The organism is Pantoea sp. SYBGC1, assembly GCF_057197005.1.
Genome location: NZ_JBXUNM010000019.1, coordinates 1 through 14060 on the forward strand (window position 1 = coordinate 1; position 14060 = coordinate 14060).

Annotated in this window: 11 protein-coding genes and 3 tRNA genes; 8 read left to right on the forward strand and 6 right to left on the reverse strand. The window is 56.0% G+C overall.

The window, feature by feature from the left end; all coding sequences use genetic code 11:
* Nucleotides 1-409: 409 nt before the first annotated feature.
* Nucleotides 410-2101 carry a LytS/YhcK type 5TM receptor domain-containing protein gene (locus AC2CF9_RS18015; protein ID WP_484557594.1) on the forward strand — a complete coding sequence of 564 codons (1692 nt, stop codon included), beginning with the start codon at nt 410-412 and terminating at the stop codon, nt 2099-2101.
* Nucleotides 2098-2820 carry a LytR/AlgR family response regulator transcription factor gene (locus AC2CF9_RS18020; RefSeq protein ID WP_150016592.1) on the forward strand — a complete coding sequence of 241 codons (723 nt, stop codon included), beginning with the start codon at nt 2098-2100 and terminating at the stop codon, nt 2818-2820. Before AC2CF9_RS18015 ends, AC2CF9_RS18020 begins: the two co-directional genes overlap by 4 nt.
* 30 nt (nt 2821-2850) lie before the next feature.
* Here the strand turns inward: AC2CF9_RS18020 and glk are convergent, their stop codons facing one another.
* Together glk and AC2CF9_RS18030 are read right to left on the reverse strand one after the other, a co-directional pair.
* A complete protein-coding gene (gene glk, locus AC2CF9_RS18025) occupies nt 2851-3816 on the reverse strand; it encodes a glucokinase (RefSeq protein WP_039379409.1) in 966 nt (321 codons plus the stop codon).
* Nucleotides 3817-3968: 152 nt separating this feature from the next.
* The gene (locus AC2CF9_RS18030; RefSeq protein WP_484557592.1) at nt 3969-5624 is read right to left on the reverse strand and encodes an alpha-keto acid decarboxylase family protein; all 1656 of its coding nucleotides are present in this window, start codon (nt 5622-5624) and stop codon (nt 3969-3971) included.
* A 214-nt stretch (nt 5625-5838) separates the two neighbouring features.
* Between AC2CF9_RS18030 and mgrA the strand changes: the two genes are divergently transcribed.
* Nucleotides 5839-6828, forward strand: a complete 990-nt coding sequence (mgrA, locus tag AC2CF9_RS18035) for an L-glyceraldehyde 3-phosphate reductase (protein ID WP_150016594.1) — start codon at nt 5839-5841, stop codon at nt 6826-6828.
* A 148-nt stretch (nt 6829-6976) separates the two neighbouring features.
* Nucleotides 6977-7360 carry a DUF2502 domain-containing protein gene (locus AC2CF9_RS18040; RefSeq protein ID WP_484557593.1) on the forward strand — a complete coding sequence of 128 codons (384 nt, stop codon included), beginning with the start codon at nt 6977-6979 and terminating at the stop codon, nt 7358-7360.
* 34 nt (nt 7361-7394) lie between these two features.
* On the opposite strand, the gene AC2CF9_RS18045 is transcribed toward AC2CF9_RS18040, so the two are convergent.
* Nucleotides 7395-8636: an Nramp family divalent metal transporter gene (locus tag AC2CF9_RS18045; RefSeq protein WP_039379417.1), complete on the reverse strand. Its 1242-nt coding sequence runs from the start codon at nt 8634-8636 to the stop codon at nt 7395-7397.
* A gap of 367 nt (nt 8637-9003) precedes the next feature.
* On the opposite strand from AC2CF9_RS18045, the gene AC2CF9_RS18050 reads away from it, so the two are divergent.
* Nucleotides 9004-10194, forward strand: a complete 1191-nt coding sequence (locus AC2CF9_RS18050) for a NupC/NupG family nucleoside CNT transporter (protein WP_039379419.1) — start codon at nt 9004-9006, stop codon at nt 10192-10194.
* Nucleotides 10195-10420: 226 nt separating this feature from the next.
* On the opposite strand, the gene AC2CF9_RS18055 is transcribed toward AC2CF9_RS18050, so the two are convergent.
* Nucleotides 10421-10496: transfer RNA gene (locus AC2CF9_RS18055), tRNA-Ala, on the reverse strand.
* Between the two features lie 43 nt (nt 10497-10539).
* A tRNA-Ala gene (locus AC2CF9_RS18060) sits at nt 10540-10615 on the reverse strand.
* A gap of 343 nt (nt 10616-10958) precedes the next feature.
* On the opposite strand from AC2CF9_RS18060, the gene AC2CF9_RS18065 reads away from it, so the two are divergent.
* The gene (locus tag AC2CF9_RS18065) at nt 10959-11747 is read left to right on the forward strand and encodes a formate/nitrite transporter family protein (protein ID WP_150016596.1); all 789 of its coding nucleotides are present in this window, start codon (nt 10959-10961) and stop codon (nt 11745-11747) included.
* 110 nt (nt 11748-11857) lie between these two features.
* Nucleotides 11858-12211: a YfeC-like transcriptional regulator gene (locus tag AC2CF9_RS18070; RefSeq protein ID WP_039379424.1), complete on the forward strand. Its 354-nt coding sequence runs from the start codon at nt 11858-11860 to the stop codon at nt 12209-12211.
* A gap of 77 nt (nt 12212-12288) precedes the next feature.
* On the opposite strand, the gene gltX is transcribed toward AC2CF9_RS18070, so the two are convergent.
* A complete protein-coding gene (gltX, locus tag AC2CF9_RS18075) occupies nt 12289-13710 on the reverse strand; it encodes a glutamate--tRNA ligase (RefSeq protein WP_071668079.1) in 1422 nt (473 codons plus the stop codon).
* A 273-nt stretch (nt 13711-13983) separates the two neighbouring features.
* On the opposite strand from gltX, the gene AC2CF9_RS18080 reads away from it, so the two are divergent.
* Nucleotides 13984-14059: transfer RNA gene (locus AC2CF9_RS18080), tRNA-Val, on the forward strand.
* Nucleotide 14060 lies beyond the last annotated feature (1 nt).

The window sequence follows — 14060 nt, forward strand, 5'->3', positions numbered from 1 at the left end:
GCGCCCCTACACAAATCCCGTAGGGGCCGCATTTATGCGGCCCGTTAAAACCAGGGCGCCATTAATGGCGCCCCTACACAAACCCTGTAGGGGCCGCATTTATGCGGCCCGTTAAAACCAGGGCGCCATTAATGGCGCCCCTACACAAATCCCGTAGGGGCCGCATTTATGCGGCCCGTTAAAACCAGGGCGCCATTAATGGCGCCCCTACGCGCCTCCGCAGGGGCCGTATTTATGCATCCCGTTAAACCAGGGCGCCATTAATGGCGCCCCTACACAAATTCCATAGGGGCCGCATTTATGCGGCCCGTTAAACCCAGAGCGCCAGGCTGGCGCATTGCGCGCGCATTTTTTATTATGACGCCACCGATATTTTGTCCCGGAAACGCCTGTGCCCTTCCATTTTGACATGCTGCTGGCGGTGTTCGATCGTGCAGCGCTGATGCTTATCTGCCTCTTTTTTCTTACCCGCACCCGGGTGTTGCGCCAGCTGCTGCAGAAAGATGAACACACGCTGAGCGAGAAAGCGATCGTCACCCTGATTTTCTCGCTGTTTGCGCTGTTCAGCACCTGGTCCGGCGTGGCGGTGGATGGCTCGCTGCTAAATGTCCGCGTCATTGCGGTGATGGCGGGCGGCATTCTGTTTGGCCCCTGGGTGGGCGTGACGACCGGCGTCATTGCCGGGCTGCACCGCTTCCTGATCGACATAGATGGCGTCACGTCAGTACCCTGCCTGATCACCAGCATTGTGGCCGGTATCGCCTCTGGCGTAATCAATCGCCGGGTCAGCAAAGAGCAGCGCTGGGGGGCCGGCATAGCGGGCGGCATGCTGTGCGAAGCGCTGACTATGCTGCTGATCCTGTTATGGGCAAAGCCTGCAGCGCTCGGCCTGACGATTGTCTCGGAGATCGCCCTGCCGATGATTCTGGGTGCCTCCAGTATCGGATTGATTGTGCTGCTGGTGCAGAGCGTGGAGGGAGAAAAAGAGGCGATCGCCGCCCGGCAGGCCAAACTTGCGCTGGAGATAGCGAATAAAACGCTGCCGCTGTTTCGTCAGGTAAACAGCGATGCGCTGCGCGAAGTGTGCGATATTATCCGGCGCGACATCCACGCCGACGCGGTTGCCATTACCAATACGCAGCAGATTCAGGCGTATGTCGGCTATGGTGAACAGAACTACCATAATGGCGATGATGGCATCAGCCCCACCACCGCACAGGCGATTGCCAGCGGGAAGATCATTATCAAAAACAACGACGAAGCGCATCGCACGCGTGATATTCACTCGATGCTGGTGATCCCGCTCTGGGAGCAGGGTCAGGTGACCGGGACGCTGAAAATTTACTATCGCCGGGCGCACCGCATTACCGGCTCGCTGAAAGAGATGGCTATCGGGCTGTCGCAGATTATCTCGACCCAGCTGGAGGTATCGCGCGCAGAGCAGCTGCGTGAAATGGCCAATAAAGCGGAACTTCGGGCCCTGCAGAGCAAAATTAACCCCCACTTTTTGTTTAATGCCCTGAACGCTATCTCTGCCTCCATCCGGATGAACCCCGATACTGCCCGTCAGCTGGTTATCAACCTGTCGCGCTATCTGCGCTATAACCTTGAACTCAATGAGGATGAGCTGATCGATATCAAGAAAGAGCTGTGGCAGGTAAAAGATTATATTGCCATTGAGCAGGCGCGCTTCGGCGATAAGCTGTCAATGATCTACGATATCGACGACGATCTGCACTTTACTCTGCCCAGCCTGCTGATTCAGCCGCTGGTGGAAAATGCTATTGTGCACGGCATTCAGCCATGCCGGGGCAAAGGCGTGGTGACGCTCAGCGTGAAAGATCTGGGCGATTGGGTGCGTATCGCCGTACGCGACACCGGACCGGGGATCAGCGACGAGGTGACCCGCCGCGTTGCGCGCAATGAGATGCCGGGCAATAAAATTGGCCTGCTGAATGTTCACCACCGTGTCAGACTGCTGACCGGCCAGGGGCTGATTATCATGCGCCACCAGCCGGGAACGGAAATCGCCTTTAGCCTGCCGAAAAACAGCCAGCCTCTCCCTGCCGCGCTCAGCGTTCAACCGGAAATAACAGTATGAAAGCCATAATAGTGGAAGATGAATTTCTGGCGCGCCAGGAGCTCAGCTGGATGATTCAGCAGCATAGTCAGATCACGGTAGAAGCAAGCTTTGATGACGGGCTGGATGTGCTGAAATATCTGCAGACGCATCGGGTCGACGTGATTTTTCTCGATATTAATATTCCGTCGCTGGATGGCATGCTGCTGGCGCAGAATATTCATCAGTTTACCCACAAGCCCCTGATTGTTTTTATCACTGCCTGGAAAGATTATGCGGTGGAGGCGTTTGAACTCGACGCGTTTGACTACATCCTCAAGCCCTACCATGAGGCGCGCATCATCACCATGCTGAACAAGCTGGAGGCCGCCACGCAGCCGCCGCCGCTGCAGAACAGCCAGGCTGTTACGCCGCAGACGGTGAACCTGCAGAAAGATGAGCGCATCATCGTTACCGATATCAACGATATTTACTATGTGGAAGCGCATGAGAAGCTGACGTTTGTCTATACGCGGCGGGAGGCCTACGTGATGTCAGTGGCCATCAGTGAGTTCTGCAGCCGGCTGCCGGAGACGCTGTTTTTTCGCTGCCATCGCTCTTACTGTGTGAACCTGAGTAAAATTCGCGAGATAGAGCCGTGGTTTAATAATACCTATCTGGTGAAGCTACGCGATCTGGAGGCGCAGGTACCGGTAAGCCGCAGCAAAGCCAGACCGTTCCGGCAGCTGATGCGGCTGTAAGGCGGACGACCCGCGCCGTCCGCCGCTGTGTCAGAGTACGCGGCCCAGCGCCTGACGCAGATGCGCGCCGGCCCCCAGCAGGCCGGGCTGATCGTGCGTGATCATATACACCGGAATATCGACCAGATAGTCGCGGAAACGTCCCTTATCTTCAAACGCCGCGCGAAAACCGGAGGCTTTGAAAAAGTCGAGGAAGCGCGGCACGATGCCGCCCGCAATATAAACGCCACCAAAGGTGCCGAGGTTCAGCGCCAGGTTGCCGCCAAAGCGTCCCATGATCACGCAGAACAGCGTCAGCGCGCGGCGACAGTCGATACAGGTATCCTGCAGCGCCCGCTCGGTCACATCTTTTGGCTTGAGGTTTTGCGGCTCGCGCGCGTCAGATTTCACAATCGCGCGGTAAAGGTTGACCAGTCCCGCTCCTGACAGCACGCGCTCGGCAGAAACGTGGCCCATCTCTGCACGCAGCACTTCGAGGATCTGATCTTCCTCTTCGCTGTTCGGCGCGAAATCGACGTGGCCGCCCTCACCCGGCAGACTGACCCAGCGCTGATTGACGTGCACCAGATGGCTGACGCCCAGTCCGGTGCCCGCACCGTAGATAGCGATCGGCTTATCTTTAACCGGCGCTTTGCCGCCAAACTGAATCACTTCGTTTTCCGTCAGCATCGGGATCGCCATAGAGACGGCGGTGAAATCGTTGATAATTTCCAGCGTGCTGAAGCCCAGATTCTGTTTCATCTGGCGCGTTGAGAATGCCCAGTCGTGGTTGGTCATCTCGACCCAGTCTTCGGTGATCGGACAGGCGATAGCGATACAGCCATCAGTCACTGCCTGCTGCTGTTCCGCCAGATAGAAACGGATAACGGCTTCAAGATTGTCGTAGTCTGATGTGGAGAATGTTTTGGCGTGTGAGATGGCGCCGGTCTCTACCTCACACAGCGCGAGACGAGCGTTGGTACCGCCCACATCGCCGACCAGGGCGTATTTTGTCATTCTTCTGCTGCTCCGCTTGGGTCATAAATAGTGGCAAACACTATAGAAGCCTGCCAATAAAACAACAACGCCCGCCGGTGAGGCGGACGCTGTTAATCCAGTGTGATGCACAGCCTGGCGATTGTCAGGCCATCTGTATAGAGGCAACTTTCTTAAACTGCACCACTATTACGCTGATGCAGGGCGGCGGTAACTTTGCGCAGCAGCGGCGGCAGATCCTGTTTTTCCATCACCACTTCAATCAGCGACAAACGCGCGGTTTTGCTGACCACCGCCATCGCCGCCTCCAGCTGCGCGGTTTCGCTGACCCGCCAGCTCTGCGCCGCCCCTTCCAGGCTCATCGCCTGCGGCAGTGCGGTCCAGTTCCAGCGCGCAATGTCATTATAACGCTGTTCCGGACCGTGGATGGCGCGCTCTACGGTATAGCCGTCGTTATTGATCAGGAAAATCACCGGGCGCTGGCCGTCACGCTGCATGGAGCCCAGCTCCTGAATAGTCAGCTGTGCTGAGCCATCGCCAATGATCAGGATCACCCGGCTGTCGGGCCGCGCCGTCTGCGCACCAAACGCCGCCGGCAGCGTATAGCCAATCGATCCCCACAGCGGCTGTACCAGCAGCTGCGCCCCCTCCGGCAGCTGCAGGGCCGCTGCGCCAAATGCCGCCGTGCCCTGATCGGCAAGGATAATATCACCCGGCAGCAGGAAGTGCTGCATTGCCTGCCAGAATGCCTGCTGAGTGATTATCCCTGCAGCAATCTGATCATTTTCCTCGCACTGCATGCTCTCTCCGGTCGGCCAGCGCGGGCAGTGATGCTGATAAACCGGCTGCAGCGCCGCCAGCGCCGCCTTCATCGGCAGCGTAAAGCGCTCGCCTGCCACGCAGCTGTGAAACGGCTGGATATCAATAACGTGTTCAGCGGAGAGCTGCTGGGTGAAGCCAGCGGTCAGCGTGTCGGTAAAGCGTACGCCCGCGCACAGCGTCACATCCGCGGCCTCAATCGCTTCGCGAATAGCCATGCTGCTGCCCGCCGCCGCGTAAGTGCCGACAAAACCGGGCTGCTGTTCATTGAGCACGCCTTTACCCATCAGCAGCGTTGCTGCCGGAATCGCGCGCAGCTCACGCAGTCCGGCCAGCTGTGCAGCTGCCCCCCAGCGTGCGGCGAGAAAATCAGCCAGCAGCGCCACGCGCTGTGCCGGTGCCAGCAGATGCTCAGCCGCCGCCGCAAAGGCTGCTGTGGCATCTGCGTTTTCACTGTGCGGCTCAGCACGTGCTGACGGCGGGGTTATCGCTGCCGCGGCCACGTCCACCGCCAGCAACAGGTAGCCCGGCCGATGCTCATGCAGCGCGGTGCTTATCACGCGATCGATCTCCGCCGCAGCGTTCTCTGCGGTAAGCACCGCTGTCGCGGCGTTGACCTCCTGCGCCATACGCAGAAAATGGTGAAAATCGCCGTCACCCAGCGAATGGTGCACGCACTCCCCCTGCTGCTGCACCCTCAGCGCCGGCGCACCGACAATCTGGATCACCGGCACATACTCGGCATAGCTGCCGGCGATGCCGTTAATCGCGCTCAGCTCGCCCACGCCAAAGGTGGTCAGCAGCGCTGCCGCGCCCTGACAGCGGCCATAGCCGTCAGCCGCGTAGGCGGCGTTAAGCTCGTTGGCACAGCCGACCCAGGCGATCGCCGGATGTGCGATCACGCTGTCGAGGAACTGCAGATTGTAGTCGCCCGGCACGCCAAACAGGTGACGGATGCCCGCCTCATCCAGCCGCTGTAACAGATAGTCGCTTACGGTGAATCTCTTCATCAGATGCTCCTTCCAGGGGAATGTTCTGGAGTATCAGCGATGGGTTTGAAATGAAGCGACTTTTTAACCGCGATTGCGCCAGGCTTAATGGCAAGCATTCGTTACGACATGATATCTCTCTGCAGAATGGGATCTTTCACGCTTTTTAGCGCAGTGTAAACGCATACACTAACCGGCCGAAATGCTCATTTCTATTGCAGGATAACCTTAAGCTATGCCTCTCTTTCCTCATCCCGATCGTTATCAGCAGATGCACTATCGCCGCAGTGGCCAGAGCGGGCTTAAACTGCCCGCTATTTCACTGGGGCTCTGGCACAACTTTGGCGACGCGACGCGCGTCGATACCAGCCGCGACCTGCTGCGCCACGCCTTTAACTGCGGTATCACCCATTTCGATCTGGCCAATAACTATGGTCCGCCGCCCGGTTCCGCAGAGAGCAACTTCGGTCGTATTTTACGGGAAGATTTCTCCGGCCTGCGCGATGAGCTGGTGATCTCCACCAAAGCGGGATACACCATGTGGGATGGTCCCTATGGTGACTGGGGGTCGCGTAAATACCTGATCGCCAGTCTCGATCAGAGCCTGAAACGCATGGGGCTGGAGTATGTAGATATCTTTTATCACCATCGTCCCGATCCGCATACGCCGCTGGAAGAGACGATGCGCGCGCTCGATCACTGCGTGCGTCAGGGTAAAGCGCTCTATGTTGCGCTCTCCAACTATCCGGCCGATCAGGCCGCACGCGCTATAGCGCTGCTGCGTGAGCTCGGCACGCCCTGTCTGATTCACCAGCCGCGCTATTCGCTGTTTGAACGCGGCCCGGAACAGGGCCTGCTGGATGTGCTGGGCGAACAGGGAACCGGCTGCATCGCCTTTTCACCGCTGGCGGGCGGCATACTGACCGATCGCTATTTAGCGGGCATCCCGCAGGATTCGCGTGCTGCCAGCGGCAGTAAATTCCTGAATGAGGACCAGCTTACCGCAGAGAAAATGGAAAAAGTGCGGCAGCTGCAGATGCTGGCGCAGCAGCGCGGGCAGAAGCTGGCGCAGATGGCGCTGAGCTGGGTGTTACGCGATCCGCGCATCACTTCAGTGCTGATTGGCGCCAGCAAAATCGCGCAGATCGACGACGCGGTAGCGATGCTGAGCCAGCCGGCGCTGACCGCTGAAGAGCTGCAGGCGATCGATCAGATCCTGATGTAACCGCTCTCTTTTACGGCAGCAGGCGGGGTTAACCGACCGCATATTCTGCTGCCGTCGTGCTTTTTCAGACTAAATCTCAAGGCTAGGCTGGTCCGATGTGGCACACTGGTCTGACGATAGCAGTGATAAGCTGTCACAAGGAGATAACATGAAATCTGTACTTTTCGTTGCCGTTTTGCTGGCAACATTATCGCCGCTGGTGCCACACACAGCCCATGCTACCAGCGCTACCATCGATCTTGCCCCCGGCGTCAGTTTACAGCTGGGAGAACGCGACCGTCGCGGCTATTACTGGGATGGCGGGAACTGGCGCGAACCGCGCTGGTGGAACGACCGCTACCAGTATAATGAACATCGCTGGTGGCGCCATGAAGAGTGGAAGCGTCATAAGGCGTGGGAGCGCGACCGCGAACATGAACGACGCCGGCACGAGCGGGAACGCTGGCGCGAACAGGATCGCCATCATGAACGGGAACGTCGCGCGCACTGGCGACACGATGGCCCGCCACATCATCATGACCACCATCACTGAACCCCTTCCCGGCGCTGTCGCGCCGGTTTTTACGCTACCAGCCGAGCGCCTCACCCACCAGTAAATAGATATTCAGCGCCACGACCAGCATCACAATCAGGCGGCCGGTGTTCTGCATCAGGCGGGAGTTGACCAGTTCATCACCCATCAGCTCACGATTTCCGGTAAACGCCAGCAGCGGGATCAGCGCCAGGGCGATGCCAAAACTCAGCAGTACCTGACTCATCACCAGAATGCGCGTCGGGTCCCAGCCAGCCCAGATAACAATAAATGAGGGCAGCATGGTAATCACCCGCCGGACCCACAGCGGAATATGAAACCGGATAAAACCCTGCATCACCACCTGCCCCGCCAGGGTGCCGACCACCGTAGAGGAGAGTCCGGCCGCCACCAGGCTCAGTCCAAATACAATCGCTGCAGCCTGTCCAAGCAGCGGCTCCAGCGTCAGGTATGCCTGATCCAGATCGACAATGGAGGTATGTCCGCTGAAGTGAAACGCTGCCGCCGCCGTGGCCATCATGGCCAGGTTCACGAAACCGGCGATGGTCATCGCGATCGCCACATCCAGCTTGGTGGAGGAGTAGCGTTCGGCTTTGGTGCCTTTATTACCGTGCTGAGTCAGCGCCGAGTGCAGATAGATAACGTGCGGCATAATGGTGGCGCCCAGTACGCCGGCTGCCAGAAATACCGCATCAGACCCTGGTAACGAAGGCAGGGCCATCCCGGTGACGAGCTGGCTGACGCTGGGCTGGGAGAAAAAGAGCTCAACGATATAGGCCGCGGCAACAAACAGCAGCAGGCCACCAATCACCCGCTCCAGCGGTTTCTGTCCGCGGCTTTGCAGCATCAGGATCAAAAAGGTCGCAATGCCGGTCAGCACGGCGCCCTGCAGCAGTGAGATGCCCAGCAGCAGCTTAAAGCCCAGCGCAGCACCGATAAACTCTGCCAGATCGGTCGCCATCGCGATGATTTCGGCCTGCACCCAGTAGAACCAGACGGCGGGACGCGGGAAACGGTCGCGTATGTGCTCCGCCAGGTTTTTACCGGTTGCGATCCCCAGTTTGGCTGACATCAGCTGGATCAGCATCGCCATGACGTTTGCCCAGACCACTACCCACAGAAGCTTATAGCCATAGGCGGCTCCTGCCTGGATGTTGGTGGCAAAGTTACCCGGATCGATATAACCGATAGCGGCGATAAACGCAGGCCCCAGCAGGGCGAGCTTGAGTTTTCTGGCTCCGCGGGCGGCGCGCTCTGCGGTGCGGCTTTCTGACATAGTGTGATCCTGTCCTGACGCGTGTAGACCCCACTGAGTTTAGGGAGCCTTACAGGCGAGTGAAATCTGGTTATATTTATCGCAGTAATAGATAGTGCTATAAAGTATAGCCAATGCTATACATCAACGCAAAGATCGGCCTCTGACAAAGCATAGAACGGTTTTACTCTACGCCCGGAACAAATTATAAACAATCTCTGTGTGGATAAATTGTGTGAGCGGTTTGTTACGGCGATGTGAGCAGGCAGAGTTATCCGCAAAAAATTGCGATACTGAATACTTATAATGCGGGTTTGATCTCGTTTTTAAGTAACGTGTTACATAGAATACGCAGCAAAATACAACCCTCCTCAAATTTGGAGCCGATATGTCCCATATTTTGCATTTCCTTTTAGCACTGGTGGTCGTCGGCGTGCTGGCCCTGCTGGTCAGTCACGACCGTAAAAGTATTCGCTTTCGCTATATCGCACAGCTTTTAGTGATTGAACTCCTGCTGGCGTGGTTTTTCCTGACCTCTGAAGCCGGACTGGGCTTTGTTAAGGGCTTTGCCAGCATGTTTGATTACCTGCTGAAATATGCAGGCGAAGGCACCAATTTTGTGTTTGGCGGCATGAACGAAAAGGGACTCGCCTTCTTCTTCCTTAATGTTTTATGCCCTATCGTCTTTATTTCCGCGCTGATCGGTATTTTGCAGCATTTCCGCATTCTGCCGTGGATCATCCGCGGTATCGGAACCGTGCTGTCAAAAGTCAACGGCATGGGCAAACTGGAGTCTTTTAACGCCGTCAGTTCTCTGATTCTGGGACAGTCAGAAAACTTCATCGCGTATAAAGATATTCTCGGCAAAATGTCGCAGCGTCGTATGTACACCATGGCGGCTACCGCTATGTCGACCGTATCGATGTCCATTGTGGGCGCCTACATGACCATGCTGCAGCCAAAGTATGTGGTTGCCGCACTGGTGCTGAATATGTTCAGTACCTTTATCGTTCTGTCGCTGATCAACCCGTATCGCGTAGAGAATGAAGAAGATCTGCAGCTGCAGGATCTGCATAAAGGTCAGAGCTTCTTTGAGATGCTGGGTGAATATATTCTTGCCGGATTTAAAGTGGCGATTATCGTTGCGGCTATGCTGATTGGCTTTATTGCCCTGATCTCCGGCCTGAATGCGCTGTTTGACCTGATTTTTGGTATCAGCTTCCAGGGCGTGCTGGGCTATGTATTCTATCCGTTTGCCTGGGTGATGGGTGTTCCGGCGCATGAAGCGCTGCAGGTAGGCAGTATCATGGCCACCAAACTGGTCTCTAACGAATTTGTGGCGATGATGGATCTGCAGAAAGTTGCAGGCCAGCTGTCACCTAACGCAGAGGGTATTCTTTCGGTGTTCCTGGTATCGTTCGCTAACTTTTCATCCATCGGGATTGTGGCTGGCGCGATTAAAGGACTGCATGAAGAACAGGGCAATGTGGTATCACGCTTTGGCTTGAAACTGCTCTACGGTTCAACGCTGGTCAGCGTGCTCTCAGCTGCCATTGCCGGTCTGGTACTCGCTTTCTGATTATCAGGGCGGGCTTCGGCTCGCCCTGCTCTCCTGCTCAGCCGATACGCCTTCCGCACCACGCTTTCCGCTTTTCTCTGCGCTTTCTGCACATCACTGATTTTCACCAACGGAATAGCTGCCGCTTTAAAGCGTGAGTTGCAGGGAGCAGAACTGACAGAAAAAGGTCATTCAGGAAGAGATTTATCGCAGTAACGGGACGCTATTCAGAGCAACAACGAAGATTTGGTGGAGATAAGCGGGATCGAACCGCTGACCTCTTGCATGCCATGCAAGCGCTCTCCCAGCTGAGCTATACCCCCACATCTGGAATCATTCTTTCGGTTCAAACCGTTGGGAGCGGTTTGGTGGAGCTAAGCGGGATCGAACCGCTGACCTCTTGCATGCCATGCAAGCGCTCTCCCAGCTGAGCTATAGCCCCGTACCGAAAAAACTGCCGGGCAGACCCGACGGACGGCATAATATGAAACCGCCCTGAGTGTGTCAACGGCAAATTCTCGTTCTGTGTGCAATCGCTGAAAAAGACGGCAAACCCGTGTTGTAGTGATCTTTTTTTCGCCATTTATGCCCTCCCGCTGCTGCTGGCGACCAAAAAGCAGCGCGCTGGCGGGTTAAATTCAGGTTAAAGATGTTAGCGCCAGGCTTGTTTTCGTTAATGGTCCGTGTAAAACTTCGCACGCTAATTAACCGGTTGACCTGCCAGGGTTAGCTCCTTAATAACCGGTAAAAATCATCCCATTGTTTAATAAAAGAAAAAGAGAATTATGTCGCTACATACTCCCAAAGAGATCGCCCAGCTGGCGATTCAGGCTGGCGTGGCTAAAAGCCGCCTGCCCGTTTCAACCTTATTAATCCTTGGCTTTATGGCCGGTGCCTTTATCGCTACCGGCTTCCTGCTTGATCTGCACGTCATTAACCAGCTGCCTGCTGAATGGGGCTCATTCTCCAGCTTCCTGGGCGCTGCCGTATTCCCGGTTGGCCTGATCCTGACCGTGCTGGCTGGCGGTGAGCTGCTGACGGGCAATATGATGACGCTGCCGGTGGCGTGGTTTGCCCGCCGTATCAGCGCCCTGAGCGTCCTGCGTAACTGGTTCTGGGTTACGGTTGCGAACTTTATGGGTAGCGTCGCCGTCGCCTGGTTCTTTGGGCATATGCTGGGCATGACGGAAGGTGACTACCTGAAAAAAACCGTTGCGATTGCGCACGCTAAAGTCAGCGCCGATTTCCTGCATGCCTTTATCTCTGGCGTGGGCTGTAACTGGCTGGTCTGCCTGGCAGTATGGCTGGCGTTTGCCAGTAAAGATATGGTGGGCAAGATCATGGGGATGTGGTTCCCGGTAATGGCGTTCGTGGCCATTGGTTTCCAGCACGTCGTGGCGAACATGTTTATTGTGCCGGCGGCTATCTTTGCGGGTCAGATGAGCTGGGCCGAGTTTGCGCCTAACGTTATTGCCGTATTCCTTGGCAACGCCGTAGGGGGAGCTATCTTCGTTGGTCTGACCTATTTCCTGGCCTTCCGTCCTGAGCAGGCAGTTGCACGCGAAGCGTCGTAATCTATTAATGTCTTTTATTGGTCGTAAAAAGCATTTTCTGTCCGGATTACTTTTCCCAGTAACGTTTTGTTGTAATATGTAGAGCTAATGTATTCAACAGGGACAGCATCGTGAAAAAGGAATGGCTAACCCCCGAAGAGCTCGCGCTTGAAACGGGCTACAGTCGGCAGACGGTGAACAAATGGATCAAACGCGAAAACTGGACCACCACGCCTAAGCCCGGTGTACAGGGCGGCAAAGCGCGTTTGATCCATATCGATGAGCGGGTGAAGAGCTTTATTCAGTCCACCCGCCATGCGAGTGAACCGGCAGCGAATTACGCCGCTCAGCAGAATACGTTACCTGCGTTATTAATAAATTCTGTCCAGCAAATGACGCAGACAGAACAGGACCAGCTCGCCGCCCTTTTACTGCGTGAAGGGATCCGCGGTGTTCTGGAAAGGCTGGGTATTCAGGATGCATAAAAAAGCCGGAGGCGATTGCTTCCGGCTTTTTTGTTATGCCTGATAACGCTCCCGCAGCGAGCGAGAGCGGTAAGCTATCAGGCGTTAGCTTCGCGCTCAGCAATAAATGCCAGCGCTTTATCAATCCGCGCGACGCTGCGGCTGCGGCCAATCGCTTCCACGGTCACATCCAGCGCCGGCGACTGCCCTGCTCCGGTAACGGCAACACGCAGCGGCATGCCCACTTTCCCCATACCCAGCTCAAGTTCATCCGCCGCGCTCTGAATCGCATGGTGAATCTGCTCTGCATTCCAGTCGCTGTCGCTCAGTGCAGCCAGCTTGTCACGCACCCGCTCCAGCGGCTGACGCGCAACCGGACGCAGGTGCTTCTTCGCGGCATCCGCATCAAAAGCGTCAAACTCTTCATAGAAGTAGCGGCAGGAAGCGGCAATCTCCACCAGCGTTTTGCAGCGGTCGCCCAGCAGCGTCACCAGTTTTGCCAGTTCAGGCCCGGTGCGGGTATCGATCTGCTGCTGTTCAATGTGCCACTGCAGATGCGTCGCCACATACTCTGGCGGCAGCGTAGTAATATAGTGGTGATTCAGCCACTGCAGTTTTTCAGTGTTGAAAGCGCTGGCTGATTTGCTGACCGCATCCAGCGTAAACAGCGATTTCATCTCAGGAATGCTGAAGATCTCCTGATCGCCATGAGACCAGCCCAGACGAACCAGATAATTCAGCAGCGCCTCCGGCAGATAGCCATCGTCACGATACTGCATCACGCCTACCGCGCCATGACGCTTGGAGAGTTTTTTACCATCATCACCGAGGATCATGGAGACGTGCGCATAGACAGGAACCTGCGCGCCAATCGCTTTCAGGATGTTGATCTGACGCGGTGTGTTATTGATGTGATCTTCACCACGGATAACGTGCGTGATCCCCATGTCCCAGTCATCCACCACCACACAGAAGTTGTAGGTCGGTGAACCATCAGTACGACGAATGATCAGGTCGTCCAGTTCCTGATTGCTGAATTCAATCGGGCCACGGATCTGATCGTCAAAAATGACAGAGCCATCCTGCGGATTGCGGAAACGGACCACGCAAGGCTCATCAGCGGCGTGATGTTCATGGCTGTCGCGGCAGCGACCGTCATAGCGTGGCTTTTCACCATTAGCCATCTGCTCTTCACGCAGTGCATCAAGTCGCTCGCGGGAGCAGTAGCACCTGTAGGCGGTGCCCGCTTCCAGCATCTCATCAATGACGTCGTTGTAGCGGTCAAAACGTTTGGTCTGATAGTAAGGACCTTCATCCCAGTCAAGGCTCAGCCAGTTCATACCATCCATAATGGCTTCGATCGCTTCCGGCGTGGAGCGCTCCAGGTCAGTGTCCTCAATACGCAGGACAAACTCGCCTTCGTAATGACGTGCAAAAAGCCAGGAGTAAAGCGCGGTGCGGGCGCCTCCAACGTGCAGATAGCCGGTCGGGCTGGGGGCGAAGCGGGTTTTAATTTTCATTCAGCATTGCCTTAGATGCGCAGGTTTTCCTGTCTGGATGACAAAAAAACGGGTTAACGCGAAAAAACAGTGCGCACATTCTAGCAGGTGGAGATGATTCCTCAATCACTCTCACCGTTGCTACCGCAGCGCAAACGGCTTTTTCTGCTAATAAAACCAGCACATTGGCTAAAACCCCCGCAGGGTGACTATTTTTAAAGCGAACAAACATTTTAATTTTAAAAAGCGTTGACTCACTTCGAAGGATCCCTATAATGCGACTCCACACAGCGGGGGTGATTAGCTCAGTTGGTAGAGCATCTCCCTTACAAGGAGGGGGTCGGCGGTTCGAACCCGTCATCACCCACCAC